Here is a 19,903-nt window from a genome sequence, read left to right on the forward strand (position 1 = left end):
TGCTTAATTTTTTAAAGTGCGATTTTGGGAATATTTTCAATCGATTCTTGTGCGATTTTCGCTTTAATAATTCCAGATTTATAAACTTTGTCATCGTAGACGATCTGCATATCTTTAGTCGGTGCCTTTTCCCCTATTGGCAACCTAAAACCAACAACTATTGTTTCTTGTGGGGTCAAACTATAATTGTTTTCAAATGCATATGCAATAGGTAACAATGTGTCTGACGTACCGTATATTAACTTCACGTCATCAACAGCATGATTAAGAAAATAATCTAATCGCTTGTCATACCCATCTTTTGACGTCAATTCATACCTAAGTGCGGAAACTGCACTTTCTCTGTTGTGGAACGAGATATTAAACCATGCTGTTCCTTCTAATTCTTTACCACGTTTCTCTTTTTCTAAAGATGTCAACTCTTCCAATAAGATTACGTAATCATGAGGCTTGTATTGAAAACAATAGTCCCAAGGCCCAACCTTTACCATTTTATTTAACCCGTTATTTTTGTCTTTTACATATTGTACATACTCCCCTTTAGCAAGAGTTTTCCTGCAGGATACGTTACTAACTAACAGTATTATCACCATTGTTATTTCAATTGCCTTCTTCATACTCCCTGTTAACAAATTTTACCGCTTCTGAAGTGAGATCATAATAAGAATCATTGTAGAGAACCGTTCCCATTCCGTTAGCTCCAATAATTAGATGCACTCCTTTCTGTTTACCAAATTGCTCAATCGATGTGTTAAGCCGTTTCCATACTTGCTCATTTATTAGCTTGTTACTATTCTCATATTCTCGTTCAATATCATTTTTCATTTCCGATGCGGAATAACTAAGTTGTTGTATTGCGGTCTCACTATTAATGGTTTTTGCAATTTTGAGCTGATTATTAATGCTATCCATTTGCTTTGAAATCAATACAAGTATTTTCTTTTCCTTTCCCTCCATTTCTATTTTCATATTATATTCATTAAACAACTTTACAGCATCCACCACAGCGATTTTTTTATCCCTGCTATAATACAATGAATATGATAGTGTGATGGAAACACTTGTAATCAAGGAAACAATTAGAATTCTCCACATTTTTATGAAAATTTATTATTTAGTAAACTCAGGATTTATGTATTGAAAAGGAAATTTAAACACTTCTCCTCTCCTGCTTTTCATATATAGAACGTAGTTGTTATTATGCTTAAGACTGGCATTTTCTCGAAGATCAATGACATACCTATTGTCTCCATACACTGCTTCTAATTCCTGTGTTTTTAAATTAACAGCTGCTCCCGACGCATCAACCAAAGACACTGTTAATCGATCTTTTCTAGCAAGATCCAGAACGTACTTTAATTTAAGCACTCCTATTGCATACTGTTTGGTTTGACCATTTTCTCTTTTAATATCAATATAAGATTGATCACCTGGCGCCGTGTTGCTGATTGTGTCCTCTTTAATAATAAACTGCCAGGTTTCTGCCCCACCAAGAAGTATGCCTTTATAATAAGCATCCACAGTCCATGCATAGGGTTGGTTCTTAACTAATGGACGTGCATAGATGGGATATATCTTGCTGTTCTGCATGAGATTCTTTTCGTCGTATACAGGTTGGTTAAGCATCACCGCATTAACGGGATTCTGTCCCTGTTTTATTTCTGCCACTCTCAGCCTGTATGTCAGCTCGTTGGAAAATGAATAATTAGCAACCCACGATAACATTGGTGTATACTCATGTATTTTCGCTTTATCCTCAGGCTCTAATAAATTGATCAGGAATACGTCTTCAGACCTATGGTAAAGACACTCATCAAATGGACTCGCAGACACTTCTCCAAAAGCTGATATTGGTGCTGCCGAAACACAGTATTCGTATGTCCCCTCGGGTAGTGTTCTGTAATTGAAAAACAATTCTTTCAGCGCAGGTGATGAGAACTGCCATTGAGGATGCGCCTGCCCAGCATCAATGGTATTCATCCCGGCGTGCAGATCGTACTTAAATGAATAGCTGAAATTTTGCGGGGAATTCCGGTACCTGATGGTTCCTGTTATCTGCACCTTACCGACGCTTGTACCCATTGCCTGTAGCCTGAAATTCAGTATATTTTCGGGCGTGAGGGTAATACCATCTACTGGCGACAGATCAATAACCAGGTTCTGCTGGGCATTAACTCCTGTTGCCAGCAGCAGCCAGCACAGCAATAAAACCAGATGGTGACCCAATGAATTGATTGTTTGTTTCATAGTCCGTTTATTTAAAATTGTTTCCTTTCTTTTTTGCTTTGAACCGATATGATACTTCCATATTGCCGGTATATAACTGTTTCCAGTTTTCTATTTCGTTTAGCTTATAGTTGCTGTATCTGAAATTCATTCTTGCCGTTACAGGGGCCTTTTTGAAATTGCACATTATCCCCGCAGACAGGCCGTATTTACATATCCCGAATCTCGCATGTCCTATCTCCTGGCTGCCTGTTATGCTATATTGCTTGCTGATCACATAGCTTTCTGTAAGACTGAGAAAACTCATGCGGTCAGGTGTGGTTACAATGGCAGTCGTCGCATTTCCTCCTGTCTGGCTCGTATAACCCATAGTTGTGGCAAACGACAATTGTTTTTCTGTGTACATACACATCAGTTGCATCAGGGTATTGCCATATGATGTGGTATCAAGAACAGTACTACACTTATTATACAACAGATTGAAGCGCCAAACTCTCCCGTGTTCCTTTAACTGGTACGTGGCCTTGCTTGTCCATACGGATCCTAATAACGGCCGTTGTGGGATATTGAGTGTGTCGGAGTAAGATCTGAATGTTGCATATGGCTTATAGGATACTGACACAGCAGGGTATCTTCTGGAATGAGTCTTGATATCAAAGCCCCACTTTGTGTTTGAAGCTGTGCCTGAATAACTGCTTTGCAGCAGGTAATTGTATTCAATACCTATACTTAAAAATGAATGAAATAGATCTGTTTTCCCGCCCAGCTTATATTGTTCGGTTCCGGCCCGGGACAACGGCAACGTATTGTTCTCAAATTGCTTACCTGTTTTATCATAAGATCCCGTCAGGCTCACAGATGTATTGGGAATGTTGCCATCGCTGCTGATATGCCAGGCCATATTGCCTCCAGTTTTATCTAACAACTTAGTCTGGCCTTCAACTGGTGCCATTTTCTTAATGCTTATTGCGCTCTCGGCTTCAATCGTTACGAACTTTGATGCTGTCCCATTATAATTAACCGACAGTATATGCACCGGCCTAAAAAAAATTGGTGTAGCTATATTTATATTTTTGAAAAAACCATCTCCCGCAAACATGGTTTTATCTATAGTGTAACCATAATAAACAAAACCCACTTTCTGGGTTTCTAAGAAATTGAATATAGCACGACCCGAATAGCAGGTGTATTTGTCAGGTGTACCATCACGGCCAATGTATTCCGTTTTACCAATAGTGCCTCCTACCTCACAAAAACCTAAGTCATATCCAAGATCTAGCCCCTTCATCATTTGGCCAGACATCGTATATTTTGACGAGTACTTAGAGAACATCCCAGCATCCATATTTGTGAGCCCGGTCACAAATTTTTTAGCCGCACCATCTGGTAAGATATCACTGCTCTTTTTAACGAGTTGCTTGTAGGATGATAAGCTGCTGTAATCCTGCGTATGTATCTTGCTATAGGCTATCGCCGAATCGAAATAATTATTATTCTTATTTTGTTCTAGTAACGTCTTGTATTTTTCTATCTTCCTATTCAGCGTTTCCAGTTCCTGATATTTTTTTTCTATCTCCTCTTTTTTCTTAAGCGCTGCTGCTTTCTTTTTCGCGGCATTTTCTCCAAGGTGGCTTGCGTTGTTGTTCGAGTCAACTGTATTCATCGTTTGTTGCTTCAATGAACTGGTATCAACAATATCGTTAACCCGTATCGTAGCCAGTTCTTTACTTTCTGCTAGGCTACTTTCCGCTTTCAACTCATTCTCCAACCTTGTTTTCTGGCTTTCCAGCGTACCGATCATCTTTCCGTACACTTGCTCCATACCAATCGCTTTCGACTTCGTCTCTGCAAACTTCTGGTTGTACGAGCTGATGAATTGTTGCAATTCTTCTTTAACCTTACTCACGTCGTAATGGATTCTGAAGTAGCTTGATTTTACTGAGCGATTTGCATCCTGAGAGGTATACATGCCCTCCAATTCGATTGGAAGTCCGGATATCGGAATTTCAAGCATGGCATGCATCTCATAGTAATTATTATCTACTCCCGAGCCAGGATCAGGGTTGTTAGCAACGTTAGCGGTAGTGGAGACATCGCCTTTAATTTCATTATTGTCGTCCTTTTGTTTCTTAAACGTCTTAAACTGGGAAAACAACGTTGGATGTGAAGTAAGATCGTTTTGTGTTAACTGGTTAAGATTAAAAGCAACAGATAAGTTGTCCTGGTTTTAAAGTTGATTTTTGAGTGACTTTTTTTCATCTACTTCATATCTCCCCGCGAACCAACCTTCATAATAATAGTCTATGAAGCGCTTGCCATCTTTATGATAAGTAATTTGCTCAAGCCCTCGTGCTTTTGCTTTATCGTTAATATCTTTCTCTACTCTTGATAAGGCCCTACCTGACTGGTAGGCCTTGACACTCCCCAGCTTCTTATTGAATGAACCACCGATGATAGACTTATGCTTTGGTCTTACACTGCTATTTATATCAGAACGTACTGCCGATGCCGCATGAAGATTACTGTCTATTTCTCCTGAAACACAAATGCTATATTGCTTTTTGGTTTGAATGTTTGTCAATAGAACATTCGTTTTATAAATACCAGGGGCAAGACCACCAGTTCTCTTTAATATTTCATGGTATTTCGGATAGCGGAACGTTGATGTATCTTCTTTACTGTAATTGATAGAGACCTTATTGGCACTCTTCTTAAAAAAATGCTTCTGCCCAATTTTCTGAAAAACAAGCTGACTGTCTGTACCGGAATTGAAATGATAACAGGTAACACTTATAACCCCTCTAAATGACGAGTCTGAATGATAATAAATATTCTGAAGTAATTTTTTTGACTTGCCTAGATGGGGATTTTCAATGTAAACTCGAAAAGAATCAGCATGATCTTTTGCACCACAGAGAGTAGACTGCAACAAAATTGCACAAATCACGATATATGAGATACTGCGATTATTCAATTGTAACATGGTGGTGGTGAGCGCTTGTTTCATTGCAAAGACATCAACGAAACAAGAAATAATGAGATAAAAATATATCGTCATTTTAAAATATGCAAGTAAATAGTTTGCATTTTATTTAATAATTACAAATATATTTGTCCATATACGCATATTATTGCATGTTAATGTGTTAAGGCGTGCTGAATGGAGCCTAATTTTGTTGCTATATCGGCTGTTAATGGAAAATATGGTGGGTACGAGTAAGGATGAGATGAGACATTACTCCTGAGATGAGAAAATCCCAATGTAGACAAGGCCTATTGAAACAAACATGAAAAGGGCTTCAAATAAAGACGCTAAGGGTGCAGTGTATTATAAGAAGTAATATCCGGAATTTCGTGAAACAAGTAGTTATAAACCTATCACAGCTCTCCGTCGAAACTTGTAACCTGTAGCATGCCGTCCACTGCCTATCAATAAATAAAGCTGTCTTCATTCACTGCTTAATACAAACAGCCTTAAAATGCAAAAAGCCTCACATTTCTGTGAAGCTTTTGCGGACTGGACGGGGGCTTTAGTTATTGTCTAAAATGGACTGATTTATACTCCGGTGTACACTTATAGTCACTTTAGAGAGTTACAAAAGAATTTTAGTGTACAGTTTAATCCATAGCAGTACAAAACTGTATAGCGATTCTCTACGGAAGCTCTACGGTCGAAGGCACTTTTTAGTGCAACTCCACATTTCTTATATTACTCCTGCGCCAACAGTTTACTCTTTAGAAATTATCTTCACAATAGTATACTCCGACGAATACCCCATCATTCATAAGTTACATATCAATCGTGGATTCATTCCATTTCTAAAGGTGACAAAAAAAACATGTTGAATTATTTACAATCATTTGTTTTTTTACAACATATAATTTGTAACTTTATCCCATAAACCTGTTATATGAAAACCATTTGCCTATCTATTGGCATATTAATTGCCATCTCAACGGTCCATGCGCAAATCATCATCCCTTTCGCCGGTGGCGGCACTTCTGGCTTAGGGGACTATGGCCCGGCAACTGCCGCCCAAATGGGCCAGCTTTACAATGTTGCTGTTGATGACTCTGGCAATGTGTATATTTCTGATGACTATCGGGTGCGCCAGGTCAATAGTGCAGGTATCATAACAACTTTCTGCGGCACCGGCGCTCCGGGCTACACTGGTGGATTTGGCTCACAGGCATTTTTTGCAACTATAGGCGGATATGTTGATTTCGCTTTCGACAGGCATGGCAATGTATTCATTGCCGATGCAAGTAACCACTGTATTAGAAAAATTGATCTAGCAGGTAATATCTACACTACTGTGGGCACAGGGATAGCCGGTTACAACGGAGATAATATACCAGCAATATCAGCTCAGTTATATAGTCCATCAGGAATCGTATTCGATAAAAAGGGGAATCTACTTATTTATGATGAGGGTAATTATCGTATCAGAAAAGTCGATACGTTTGGAACCATTACCACGATTGCCGGCACAGGTGTGCAAGGATATAGCCCCGATGGCTGCAATGCAGACACTGTTATGCTAAGTGGTGGTTGCAATATTAAAGTAGATAAAAATGGCAAACTATTTTTTGGTGATAATGGCTACATCAGGTGTATTGATACTTTCGGTATGCTGTCAACAATTGCCGGAAATGGAGTAAGTGCAACTGGTGGAGAAGGCGTACCTGCTACAAGTACAGGAATTGATGGATGTACAATAGCGATCGACACAACAGGTGCAATATATATTGCCGAGCAAAACGATAATAAAGTTAGAAAGGTCGATAATTTAGGTATCATAAGGACAATTGCCGGAAATGGAATGCCTGGAACTAGCGGAGATTGGAGCGATCCACTCGCGGCTCATTTGTCCAGCCCTGGCGGAATAGACGTGGATGGACACGGCAATATTTTTATAGGGAGCGTACTAAGCGGCAGGGTTAGAAAAATTACAACAGATACTCCCACCGCAGTCAATTCTGCTCTAAAATTGCAGGAAACCCTAGAGATTTTCCCAAACCCTTGCAATGGCCATTTTGTCGCACGACTTTCCTCTTCTACAGACAAGTTTTTTTCGATGACTTTATACAATATCTATGGAGTAGCACTTGAAACTTTTGCCGTCCTCACTAACAAAAACAATAAGATTATCGCAACCGTACCGTCGGGCACATATTACCTGAGGGCAGTTCTAGACGACAAGAATTACACTAAAAAACTAGTCATCCAATAAATTATCATTTTATGAAACGGAATCTATTACTATTAGCATTCGTGCTGTTTATCTCATTTGCCTCAAAGGGCCAGGATACAACGGCGGTGATCAATACAAACTGGCCCAATATTGCCCGCGACACCAGTCTTACGTACGAGCAGATCGCCACTATTTGCGACAGCCTGTTTAAGCAGGCCGGATACTCCCTCACAGAAGATATCCCAAGTGAGCAAGAAGAAGAAGAGGAAGGCCGTAAAGAAAAAGAAGGCGGTGCCTACAACGACTACAAGAGATGGAAACATTTTTTTGCAACGAGAATTGATATAAGCACTGGCAAACCGCATAGTTTTGTTGCTGAAGCGTTAACTACGTCTGGTTCATCACCATCGAATTGTGCTGGAACATCCCCTTTGCAAAGCAGCATTAGCAGTATCCCTAATGTTTTAGGGTGGCAATTTATAGGGCCGCGTATCGCTATTCAGCGTATTGGGGAGGTAAATAGTATGGTTGTAAATCCTACCAATATTAATGAAATATATGTCTCGGACAATTTTGGCGGTCTATGGAAAACTACCAATGCAAGCCTTGCCCCAAATAATACATGGGAGTGCTTAAGTGATCACCTGGCGAGTATTGCAGGAGTGGGAGTTACATACTTTTATGTTGACTTTTCAGCTTCCCCAAGAAAGATTTATTGCGTGGTCGGTATCCCACACTCTCTTTGTGTTGGCAACCAAATTGATGTCTTCGGCATTTATTATTCCGCTGACGATGGCGCAACTTTCACAAATATAATGTCTCCGTCCACTACCCCCGAGCTATCGACGCTAAACGATGCGAAATTTTGGCCTGGGAACAGCACTTCATCGTCGAAGTATCTGTTTGTGACCACACAATTTAAAGTCAGCAGAATCAATATAACCAATCCTGCTGCGCCTTATATAGAGACCTTGGTAGATGCTGCTCCTTTAATTCCAACCGATCATCAATCTGAGCGATTCCGTGGTTTTACCACTATGACATTCCTTCCAAGCGATCCAACAAGTTTGTACGTATCAACAAACTCTAATTGGGGATGGGCCTTTTTAGCAACAGCACACCTATTTAAAATAAGTAGTTGTAATACTTGCACTTCGTGTTCTCTAAACAATATATCCTTTCCCTTGGGTTTAAACGACATTCTTTTTGGCAAAGGCGACTTTGCTAACGCTTCGGACTGGCCTGGAACCTGGAAACGAGCTTATGACGCAACAACGGCTCTCGGCTGGAATCGTGTGGCTACTTCATCTGCTCAGTATTTAAAGTGTACCCCATCTTCTTCCCCGTCTGTAGTAAACAGCCTGGAGGCTAATGTAGAGGGCTCATATTTTACCAACATGACTTATACCATTTCCTTTCAGCTTACATTGCCCCCTAAAACAGAAGTTGACGTTGTGTTGAAAGATGTGAATTCATCAAATATTTATAGTTTGGATTGGGGTACTGGAACTACACCTACGCCAAGCACCTCTTATACAACAAATTTTGACGTCGGTCCAGGATCGATACCTCCTGGAGGAACGCTAGTTCCCGGACATTATAGAAACGACGGAACTACTACGCAAACTGTTACCGTTACCAGTACTGTGGTAAACGCCACACATTTTGTGGGTAGGCTTGAGTTTGGTGCATATAGCTTAAGTGGGTATACAACCGGAGATATTACATTGGATAATGTAACTATTGTCCAAAATTTTGAGAATTATATCACAAACGGATTTTCTCCGCTGGCACCTGCAAACCATGTGTTCTGGCAAACCGACCAAGGCACGACAAAAATACAAGACGCTTCGGGAACTATTACGGTTAGCACGTATCCTAGCTTTGCTCTGAGCACACCCTCTGGCTTTTGCGCATCGCCAACAAATTCTAACATCCTATATAATTATATCCTTTTCGATTATGGGGTACAAGTTCGTAAAATTGATTTCAGTACTAGCTCCCCTACAATTACTAATTCACCTGCCCTTTATGGAAATAATTTGCATGTGGATCAACGGTGCATGGTTGCGCTACCTGACGCAACGGGCACAGACGACATTTTGTATCTTGGAAATGATGGGGGTATCAGTAAAGGAACTTTCTCCATGACAACTTGGCAAAACCTCAATGGCAAAGGACTAAATATATCGTTACCTTATAGCTTGGGTTCCAATATACATACCGGGGAAGTCGGCATAGCTGCATCCGACAACGGTTTGCTTTATGCCACTAACGCTTCTTTTAACGCATGGACCTTTCAGCCTGTGGGTGACGGTGGAGAACTGCAGTATGGGAAAAGGTATGCGACGAGAAATTATAAATTCATTGGGTGGAGCAGTAGTAGTGGATTTGTTTTCCTTTCAGGACAGACAATGGGCTTACCGGAGTGTTCAGCGTTGCCGACAATGCAAGTAGACGTCCCATCGCTTGGAAAATTGGTAACTACCTACAAAGGCGAATATTTTGGAACTGGAAGCACTGCGGGAGGAAATATTTATAGTATTGTTCTAGGTTCCGGTTCCGGAACGACCGGCTCCCCGTATTCCCTTAGCTATGGGAATTTGACTCCTACAACTGCGGGCAGCCACTACCCAGGAACATTAGTTGACCACAAATCTGTACAAGCTGTTGCGCCCGATATGTATGACGAGAATTACATTGCGGCACATATCCACGAAGCTCCGTGGGAAGTCGGTGGTTTCTTATTTTGCCACAATGCTGCATCTTCTTCTCCAACCTGGAGCTACATTAGCAATAATCCAGGCTTAAACCCAGGCGCAAATAAGACTACTAACTGGACGCCCCTTATTAGCATGGATGTAGATCCAAGGTCAACCATTCCTAATAAGCGGCTATGGGTTGGTGGAAGCGGCTACGCTGCAACGGCAGGCGTAGGCAGAGTGTTTCAAACCACAGATGAAGGCTTGCATTGGTATGACATGTCTTACGGCCTTCCTACCGGACCTATCAACGCTCTGAAATACGACGAACAGTCACACTACTTATTTGCGGGCACTGATCAAGGTGTCTATGCCTTCAACGTAGACAATGGAACCAACAGTTCTTCCAATCCGTGGGTTTGTTTTTCATTAAATCTCCCGAGCAGTTTGGTTACGGCTCTGGATATCAATCGATGCACCAGCAAGTTGTATGTATCGATGTATGGGAGGGGCGCATTTGAGACAAACCTACCTCCTGATCCAAACCTATATGGCTCGGTTACAACTGGCGGGTCGGCAGGCGTTAATGACATCTGCGATATAGAGAACATTCTTGGCAGCGCAGCTTCTCCAACGATATGGACGCAGGACATGGATAAAATGAGATCGATATATGTAGGCGCAGGCAAAAAATTAGTTATTCAGAACTGTACTATCAATATGGGCCGCGACAAAGTTATAATTGTTGACAAGGGTGGCACATTGCTAGTTGATCACGCCGTGCTTACAAACGGTTGCGGTCCCTATTTCTGGGGCGGGATACGGGTTCTCGGAGACTGGCTTGCCACGCAGACAACCGCAAATCAAGGAAGCGCTACAATCCAGAATGGGAGTATTGTAGAACACGCGGAGATTGGTGTCGCTACTGGCAAACCAGGTGCCGGTTACTGGATAACAACTGGCGGCATAGTACAGGCTTATAACAGCACCTTCCAGAACAATCACTACGGAGCCTCCTTGAGCGAATATCATAGGTACAATCCTACAACCGGCGCATTGATGCCCAACCTTTCCCACTTTGACAAGTGTACTTTCCTGCTTGACAATAACTACAAAGGGACTGCTATAAATTACCCGTTCAAATATCATGTGGGTTTGCAGGAAGTAGAGGGTGTGAAATTTAGTGGCTGCGTGTTTAAAAATACAAATACCGATCCGATGAATGCCAAACTAGGAGAAGGGATACACGCCAGTGATGCAAGCTTCACCGTAGGTGCGTACTGTCCTGTGTTTTCCTTATGCAGTTCTCCAATCAGGTCAACTTTCAACGGTTTTAAGCATGGCATAACCACGCAGCGGGTTAGCGGCTATATACCTACAAGCACATACATTGACCAGACTGACTTCGACGCAGTTTCTGTTGGAGTGTATGTTTCTGTAATGGAAAACGTAAGCACAACTAACTGTAAATTTACAATAGGGAATGGCCTGTCTGAAGTTGACGCGAATTCCCTAGCGTTTTCCGGATGCGAGCAAAATATCGGCATCTACACACAAAACACTCAACAATTTAAAATAGAAAGTAATGTCTTTAACGGAGTTACCACGGCACTGCCATACTGGTACAACATAGGGGTAGCGGTAGTCAACTGCGGCGAAACAAACAAGAAGATATATATAAACAAATTTGACAACCTTAGACAAGGTGTATATGCAATTGGCAACAATTACAGGGCTTATAATACAACAGGTGGCATCCCCCCATCGGGCCTCCAAATCACATGTAACGCTTTTAGTAACAACAATACCGATATATTGGTGTCGCCAGACGGAGCGCCTAACTTCCAAGGCATTTGTCCAAAGCAAATACTGGGGCCGGCCGTAGCAGGAAATACTTTCTACAATTCGCTTTATAATATTACTAACACAGGCATCGGTATTTCATATTATTACAATACTAGTGCAAGCAATGAGCTACCAGCTGTAGTTTCCAACGTGATTCGTTACGGTTTGGCGTCCACAGCAAATTGCCCTACTGGTGGATTGTCAAATACGACTAAAATGGTTGCGCAGAGTCCACAGGTATTGCGGTCATATAAACAGGATTTTAATCAGGACAGGAACCTATTGGCGAAAAAAATAGGGTTAATGGACTCCCTTATCGACTTTGGTAACTCTGATTCAATTTCAGCCGTTTTGATGGGGTATCAAGACTCGGGTAAGGTGCGGAAGCTTTTGAATAAAATAGCCCCATACCTATCGGAACAGCAAATATCAGTTGTTATTGATCACAATTTGCTGAACGGAGCTCCTATCATGCCGATTTTACAAAAGAATCTTGATATCGTTGACGATTATGACTTTATCCATTCACTTATGACGAATGGCTACATAACAAGCGCGGATGAAAAGAAACTCATCACTTCATACGGTAGCGGCGCGAATGAGACAAGACGCACGCAAATAAGGTCCGCCATAGAAAATGTTTCCGTTAAAGTTGACTATTTAAGTGATCTCATATTAACTGCTTTAAAAACCGAGGCAGATACTGGAATTGCATTTGATGATACAACGGGAATGGGCATTTGTATGGACAGCTCAAGTGTCTATTTCACACTCGACAGCAATGTTGCCTATATTTGGCAAGATGATATAAAACCTCACCTTAAGAAGATAGATAGAATATGGGCGATCTACGCCCTTGCAGGTTACAACCTCCATCTAAAAAAGTACAACTCTGCAACTAATAACATGTTACTTGCCGACAGCCTGGTAACAACTTTCCATGGAGATTCTGACGAACTTATGGCTTACCACTTATTTTACAATATCATGATTAATGCAGGCTTAGATGGGCGAGATGCATACAGATTGGACAGCGGGGATATAGCGGGACTCGATACATTTAGCATCCCTATACTGCCTGTAGTTGCCGCCAGACAAATCGTGTTTAATACCACTACTGGTATACTGAGTCCCTTTGATCCTCCAATAGCGTTGTCCCCTTGCTTTAAGGAGCATAAAGGTACCAACGAAAATGGCAACTCTCCCATCACAAACGTCAATGGCACTATCAACAGTAAGTTTACAGTGTATCCCAATCCGGCAAATGATTTGGTGACCTTCGCCTATGAAATAGAAGACCCATGCACACCGATCAAAGTTGTTGTTACCAATATTATCGGTAAGAAAGTTTATGAAACGTACGTCAATGACTCGAGTGGTTCGGTGAATTGGAATACATCGTCGCTGATACCAGGTGTTTACTTATATCGTGTGACGTGCGAAAAGGGAATTATAGGTACGGGAAAATTAGTGATTCAGAAATGATAGTGTTTAGACTACTATGCATGTGCTGCCAATGGCAGCACATGCATTTTTATATCTGTCATAAACATTTTACTCCACCTCATTGTTCCTAAGAAAGTTTCCTAAATTTTGGTTGTAGCGTTTGAAGTCCTATTAATTTTCGGCATCTTACAGACAGCCTCAAACTGAATGAAAGAACTGGGCGATCATTGTTTGAAATAATTGCTTTCACTAGTTCTGTAAATGCCAGATATTTTTTTACATTTGGCTCATAATAATCCTAATGTCACTTTGAAAAAAATAGTCACGATATACTTTTTATTATTGATTACCATCGCCATTATGGGCGGGTATACACTGATCTTATCTTTACAGCAGCAGCATATTCAACTTAATATCAGTAGCATAGTATCCTCTGCAGGATCATCCTCTCTCACGCCATTTAGCAACATCAACGACAACAAGGATATTACGTGGGTTGACAGCAACAAAGAATTTTATTACAAGGGTACAAGATATGACGTAGTAAGAAAAGACATGGTAAACGGCATACTAGAAAGCCAGCTGTGTTAGCTAACAGGATAAAGCACACACCTTGGTCGCCATATCACTTCGAATGACTCCATACTCGTCGACATAGAAGGTAAGAAAATGATGAATACAAAGTCTAATTAAGTTACTGCTCATTATAAAGACAAAAGCTACCGAATCTCATCGGTAGCTTTTGTTTTATTTATATCTTTGATTAGTTCTATATAGATATTATGAACCGACTATTAACTATATTCCTTCTATTACCTTTCTGGGTTTCAGCGCAAACCATTTCTATTGCAGCTTCCGATACTACTGTTTGTTCAGGAACCACCATTACGTTCACTGCATCAGCCGTCGGATCTTCATTACATTATCAATGGAAAAAAAACAATATTCATGTTGGTGCCGATGCTCCGGTGTATATAAGTAGTGCACTCAATAACTCAGATACTATTGCCTGTTCGCTGGTCAATGCAGCGCACGATACAATTTATACAAGTTCTAATCCCATAATAGTAGACGTTCACACATTTCCAACGGCAGTTACAATTTCAGGTCTTGATAGTATTTGCCCGGCCGATACCATTCATCTTACTGCGTCAGTTGTCGGTGGTACATGGTTAGCGAGTAACTATCATGCATCAGTTGAAAATGGAGTGGTGACGGGTGTTGCCGCTAACTATTTTGAATGTTCGAATTTCGCACAGGATACGGTATTTTATATAGTTGCTGATATCTGTGGCGCCGATACTGCAGAGAAAGTTGTAACCGTTTTGCCTCAACCTAATGCCTATTTTGAACTTCACAGCATGTGGGGTTCTACCGTGTGTTTAGGTGCAGGTGTATCGGCTACAAGCGGTACTACAGATTTTTTGTGTGAAGGACAGTTGTTCGCCAGGAATGGAGCTGTAGCCATCGGCGGTGGCGGTTTTATATGGGGACAAAGGCTCGGACGTGATACCGTAACAAATATCTCTGCAAACATGTGTGGCATTAGTACCTATAGCATGGCTGTACAGGTAGTAGATAAACCGCGTTTCACAACGGTATTGCCTGGTGAAATGTCTCTATGTGAAGGAAGTTTAGATTCAATTGTTGCCCCTAATAGCGGATTCAATATTCTGAATAATTCGCTATACGATACTGTAAGCATATTATGGCACACACCCAATCTAACGGCGGTTGTCCACGCTATATCGGCAGGGGATGATACCATCAAGGTACGTATTGAAAACGAATGCGGAGCAACATACTCCTCTTTTAATGTGCATATTTCACCCAAACCAACAGCAATAACAGCTCCCGATAGTATTTGTGTCGGCTATTCAAGCATGTTAGCTGATAATACACCGGCTGGTACTTGGAGCGCATCCCCGTCGGCTAATATCAAAATTGAAGGAGATGGGCTGGTGACGGGCCTTGAAAATGGCGCAAGTACTGTTCGCTACACTATGCCCACTGGCTGTTATGTAGAGAAAAGAATATTGGTCGAAAACTGTGAGGCCGAAGCCGAGGTCACACCGGTACCATCCAACGGTGCTGTAACAATACACACCTTTGTTGATGTTTACGAATCATATTCAATAATAAATACACTTGGACAGATCGCGTTGTCGTCACCCCTCACCGGTGCCTTTACTAATGTCGATATCACAAAACTGCCGCCGGCCATTTATTACATAAGGCTGTCAGGTAAAAACAGGAACAGCGGTGCTATTAAAGTGGTGAAATATTAATGCGTTCCCTGGTTCGGCGTAGTTTTTCTGACTAAATTGGAAACCTGCAAGCTCATCTTGATTGGCGCTTAGTGATTTTTGTAGAATGCATCAAATAGTCTCATAGAAGGTTAAATTGATCAAATTGAAATCGAGTTATTAAGTGGCGACATAGACGATTTAAACAACCTGAATAAACTCAGGAAAATTGATTTCATTGTACTATCAAAGTAAAGAATGCTGTAATTTCTTCGAATACGATTTATTACATCAATAGGATTTGCTTTTCTTGAAGTAGTCGCTACAATAATGTCCGAGTCTATATTAGGGCCGAAATATTCCATCCTGCACCGCGTCGGACGCAGGATGGAAACACTTCATTTTTTGTCCCGTAGAAACGATCGGTGGCGATGGCCGTCTAAGTCTTTCGAACGATTAACCAAACATCTTCTCCATTCCTTGTTTCACTGCCTGCCGATCAACACCAATATAAGGGAGCATTTCCTTGTAGCTCGAATGCCCACTGATAGATTGGATCTCTATGTCGGTGAACTTATGTTGTTTAAGCAGAGTGATAAAGGTCTTTCTTCCTACATGCGTTGTAAGAAAATGGTATTTGGGTTGACATATTTCTCGCTTCGCTTTGCCACTGAAATTTACTTTTGTAGTAGCATCTGTAAGGCCTGCAGCCTGTCCTATTTTTTTAAGGTTCCTATTCGTTACTACCGGTGACTGTCGCGGGAAAATATAATCGTCGGCACCAGCCCTATCCATATACTTTTCCAGGATTATTCTTGCACTTTCAACTATAGGAATATACACCGCCCGGCTCTTATTTCCTTTCTCCTGGTATAATTCCCATTCCATTCCAGAACCACTTTTGATCTTTATATGTCTTTTTCGCAATGCTATTATATCGGAAATTCTTTGCCCGGTGTAACACAGGAAAAGGAAGATTTCCTTAGATAATAACAGCCCCTTAGATTCCTCTGGATTATATTTTTCCATTAGCCTGACTTCCTCAATAGTCAGGAAGATTGGCTCAGAATAATCTCCCTCGCACCTAAACCGCTTAAACTCAGTTGACCGGATGTAATGCTCTGAGTGGTCAAAGCACCATTGCAAAAATGCTTTTATGTTTTGTATACTTTTTGAAATGGTATTGTTGAGATGCTTCAGCACCCCGATTGAATAAACTCTAAAATCAGTGTAGAACTTCATTGTTGCTATGTTTTCAAAATTGAGCTCATAGTTTGTCTTTTCAAACGCTTTCAATGATTTCATTGTTGAGTTATATTTAGTGATAGTGCTTGATTTTACCAGCTGTTCCTTTTCGGCCAGAAATTCATTGTAGACTTCCAAAATGCGCCTACTGTCGACAACGTAGCTGTTGAGGGAGGCTTTCACCATCTGCTGCACGCTGTCTGGGTTGATCGGCAAATCATTTGTTCGCATGTGTAAGTAATTCTTTTCGCAAGCAGACTTAAATTTATTGAGCAATGTGTTGAGCTCCATAAAATATTTGTGCTTACGTAGCGGGCAACGCTTGTTATAATCCCATTCTGCAGGCTTAATATTGTGACCAATCGCCACTTTGAAATATTTACCATTGATACTCCAAGAAAGATAAATACCGGTTTCCTTTGGATAATAGTATTCATCGATATTCACACCGGCATTTCGCTGCTCTTTAAGGGAGCGGTAGTCTACACCTTCTTTAAAGGTAGTATCAAGGGTAAAATAAAAAATGATTTTCTTCACTGACAACTGGTTTTACTTCTACTGTATTTGTAATTAAGGCTTTAAGTGCAGTCACGTGTTACCACATTTGTAATTTTTTATTTTTTTCGTCTAGCGCTCTAATTTTGCTTACCTCAATATTAAGCTCCTGCCGCTTCATGAATCTTTCTGCTTGGTTTATGAAATATTTAATTGCTTTCTCCAAATCCTTAAAGCCCTTGGATTTTGAGAATTGTTCTTTTAATGACTTGCTACGATTAGTTATAAAACAGAACACAGGCATTTTATCTCTAAAAGATACCACTCTGTAATTGCTTTTACCCCGTATTGGCGTAGTACTCATTTGATTCACTATTTGTTGCATTTTTTGGTTTGTTTTTATGTTATTGTCTTTCATCCAGTAATGTTTATGAATGCTATATTGTCGCGGTGTGTAGGAATATCCGCAATTGCACCATCCTACTTTTGCATCTGCATCCACAGGCTTCCCTGTTTTTACTACGATGAACAATGTCAGCGTCATCCTTCCGCACTTTCCGCAAAGGACTTTTTGTCCGCCAAGCGTATGTTTATATTTTTCCATTTTTTAACCTGTTTTGATGTTTTTCTTACTTTATTTATAATTGTTTTGATTTGGGTTCCGACTGCTATTTACCGTGGCGTAGCAAAAGCCTTTTGAGCGTTATTGCTACCAACCTGAGGGTGGTCTTTAGCCGTTGCATCATTGCCTGCCTACCTTGCTTTTCAAGTGTTGCTGAAACTTGTTCTTGCCTTATAGGAGCAGCAGTATTGATCGCTTTTGCAGTTAGTTCAATTGGTGCTCGGTTGTCGTGTTCCTGGTTTTCTTGGAGGCATTGTTCTGTTGTCAAGTTTTCGAGCACTTCCGGCGTATCGATGTCGATTGCTTCTTCGACTTCAATTTTGTCTTGATTGATGTTATCCTTTTCAGCTATTCTCCCTTCATTGCCGCTTATTGGTGTTATCGATTTTAGGGGTGTTATAGGTGCTGGTATGGAAGGTTGTTTGAGTATATGATTGAGAACAGACTTACTCTTTATCTTAATGGTAGGAATGTTCTCCCTGCCATCGTCACTACCTATTTTCGCAACCGGTAAAAATGTTCCATCTAGAAACAAACTATCCCACTCTTCGATAATCAATTTACTGATATTTTGATGTGCATTTGTAGCAGAATGCTTCCGGTTCAACTCTTTAAACTTTATTCGTCGCCTATTGAACAGGCTTCTATTACATGCATGAAGTTGCTCCCAGAATCGGCGGTGGCGACCGTTGACAAGTAACGCCCGGTCTGCGACTGAAAGAGATGGTAAATTGGTATCAACATCTCTATCACTTACCAGCACATTATTCCAAGCCGTTGAGAGTATACTGACTAATGAACGCATCTTATCCCGATCAGTTAGGTCCGCCAAAGTGAGAATATTATACTTTGATAAGTACTGCATTTTGATACATCTAACTTCAAAACGCATCAATGGCGAACTCAGGTTGTTTTGTAGCCCTTTGTCATAGCACTTTACGGAATAATGACTGTGCATGGCAACCCGACCTATAATGACTCCATTTTTGTCCGGTGTATAACTTCTAAATGGAGATGTACCATGAAATAATACGCAATGGTGAATAAACTTGCTTGCATCCCAGGGCAACGCTATGTTTAATCCTATTTCTAGGTTTTGAATAATTAAATTCTCTGCCCGCAATTGAAGGGAGTGACATAGGTGTTGAATTTCTATTTGCAAGTCCCAAAATGTGAACCGCTGATAGTTCTTGCCTGAGAAATGATTTTTGTGTAGACTACCGGTAATAATCAAAACGTACGTTTTGACTTCTGTTCCATTCTTGAACTCTGCCGTTTCAATCACCTTCAAATTATATCTCTCAAAACTCCCAGTATATGCACGAACCTTTGTCATGCCATTATTATACACTCGTTCTATTTGTTCGCCTGTCGCTACGTTAAACGTGGCGCTGATCTCAATTCCTACTTGGCCCTGCCAATCCACGAAATTGGATAGTATCGCTGTTATTTTACCGCCGTCAATCATTTCATATGATTTATAATTAGGTAAGCTTAACCACAAAATTGATCGTTAAGCCCAAAAACTTTTTCTAAAAATTCTACAGCCTTCTCATACAAGCAGAAAACTTCGCAGCAGCTATTCAAGTCGCCCTTCATATGACTTTCAGCAGCTTCTAAAGTGCTATAAATTGCAGGACTATTACCTCCGACAGCAACGTAGAATTTGTCTGTCCATAGGACCTGTTTCTTTGCTTTAGCCTTGGTCTTGCGCTTTCGTTTGACCTGATCTGCGTTAAATGCTTTTTCAGCATCCTGCCGATTAGCATACCCTTTATAACTACTACAAGGATATCTGTGGACAAGAGGTTCGGTTTCTTCCCAGGTCTTAAAGATGCCTGTTTCGCGGCCTTTAAATACCACATAAAAATTCTTTTTCAT

13 protein-coding genes are annotated in these 19,903 nt (G+C 40.8%); 4 read left to right on the forward strand and 9 right to left on the reverse strand.

Translation table 11 applies throughout. The features are described from left to right. Positions 1 to 11: 11 nt before the first annotated feature. The 5 genes from CJD36_RS11005 to CJD36_RS11025 all read right to left on the reverse strand — a co-directional run bounded on the left by CJD36_RS11005 (position 12) and on the right by CJD36_RS11025 (position 5,233). On the reverse strand, positions 12 to 617 hold the full coding sequence (locus CJD36_RS11005; protein ID WP_105039225.1) for a hypothetical protein: 606 nt from the start codon (positions 615 to 617) through the stop codon (positions 12 to 14). Continuing rightward, positions 601 to 1,095, reverse strand: a complete 495-nt coding sequence (locus tag CJD36_RS11010) for an OmpH family outer membrane protein (protein WP_105039226.1) — start codon at positions 1,093 to 1,095, stop codon at positions 601 to 603. The genes CJD36_RS11005 and CJD36_RS11010 overlap by 17 nt, the downstream gene beginning before the upstream one ends. Positions 1,096 to 1,110: 15 nt before the next feature. Then, complete coding sequence (locus CJD36_RS11015; RefSeq protein WP_105039227.1) at positions 1,111 to 2,247, reverse strand: hypothetical protein; 1,137 nt, start codon at positions 2,245 to 2,247, stop codon at positions 1,111 to 1,113. A 7-nt stretch (positions 2,248 to 2,254) separates the two neighbouring features. Then, positions 2,255 to 4,381: a hypothetical protein gene (locus CJD36_RS11020; RefSeq protein ID WP_105039228.1), complete on the reverse strand. Its 2,127-nt coding sequence runs from the start codon at positions 4,379 to 4,381 to the stop codon at positions 2,255 to 2,257. Positions 4,382 to 4,453: 72 nt separating this feature from the next. Further along, on the reverse strand, positions 4,454 to 5,233 hold the full coding sequence (locus CJD36_RS11025; protein WP_133162602.1) for a hypothetical protein: 780 nt from the start codon (positions 5,231 to 5,233) through the stop codon (positions 4,454 to 4,456). A 904-nt stretch (positions 5,234 to 6,137) separates the two neighbouring features. On the opposite strand from CJD36_RS11025, the gene CJD36_RS11030 reads away from it, so the two are divergent. From CJD36_RS11030 to CJD36_RS11045, 4 genes are all read left to right on the forward strand, one after another. After that, positions 6,138 to 7,460 (forward strand): T9SS type A sorting domain-containing protein, encoded by a 1,323-nt coding sequence (locus tag CJD36_RS11030; RefSeq protein ID WP_105039230.1) that lies wholly within the window; start codon positions 6,138 to 6,140, stop codon positions 7,458 to 7,460. 11 nt (positions 7,461 to 7,471) lie between these two features. Beyond that, entirely contained in the window at positions 7,472 to 13,453 is a 5,982-nt protein-coding gene (locus CJD36_RS11035) for a T9SS type A sorting domain-containing protein (RefSeq protein ID WP_105039231.1), read from the forward strand. 270 nt (positions 13,454 to 13,723) lie between these two features. Next, positions 13,724 to 14,005, forward strand: coding sequence for a hypothetical protein (locus CJD36_RS11040; protein ID WP_145959411.1), 282 nt, complete (start codon positions 13,724 to 13,726; stop codon positions 14,003 to 14,005). 191 nt (positions 14,006 to 14,196) lie between these two features. Further along, on the forward strand, positions 14,197 to 15,702 hold the full coding sequence (locus tag CJD36_RS11045) for a T9SS type A sorting domain-containing protein (RefSeq protein WP_105039233.1): 1,506 nt from the start codon (positions 14,197 to 14,199) through the stop codon (positions 15,700 to 15,702). Positions 15,703 to 16,116: 414 nt separating this feature from the next. Here the strand turns inward: CJD36_RS11045 and CJD36_RS11050 are convergent, their stop codons facing one another. The 4 genes from CJD36_RS11050 to CJD36_RS11065 form a co-directional block, all read right to left on the reverse strand. After that, a complete protein-coding gene (locus CJD36_RS11050; RefSeq protein ID WP_161499278.1) occupies positions 16,117 to 17,442 on the reverse strand; it encodes a tyrosine-type recombinase/integrase in 1,326 nt (441 codons plus the stop codon). Positions 17,443 to 17,500: 58 nt separating this feature from the next. Then, positions 17,501 to 18,004 (reverse strand): hypothetical protein, encoded by a 504-nt coding sequence (locus CJD36_RS11055; RefSeq protein ID WP_133162603.1) that lies wholly within the window; start codon positions 18,002 to 18,004, stop codon positions 17,501 to 17,503. Positions 18,005 to 18,068: 64 nt separating this feature from the next. Continuing rightward, positions 18,069 to 19,490 carry a hypothetical protein gene (locus CJD36_RS11060; RefSeq protein WP_105039236.1) on the reverse strand — a complete coding sequence of 474 codons (1,422 nt, stop codon included), beginning with the start codon at positions 19,488 to 19,490 and terminating at the stop codon, positions 18,069 to 18,071. Between the two features lie 26 nt (positions 19,491 to 19,516). After that, positions 19,517 to 19,903, reverse strand: coding sequence for an RNase H1/viroplasmin domain-containing protein (locus CJD36_RS11065; RefSeq protein WP_161499279.1), 387 nt, complete (start codon positions 19,901 to 19,903; stop codon positions 19,517 to 19,519).

The organism is Flavipsychrobacter stenotrophus, from assembly GCF_002954265.1.
GTDB lineage: Bacteria > Bacteroidota > Bacteroidia > Chitinophagales > Chitinophagaceae > Flavipsychrobacter > Flavipsychrobacter stenotrophus.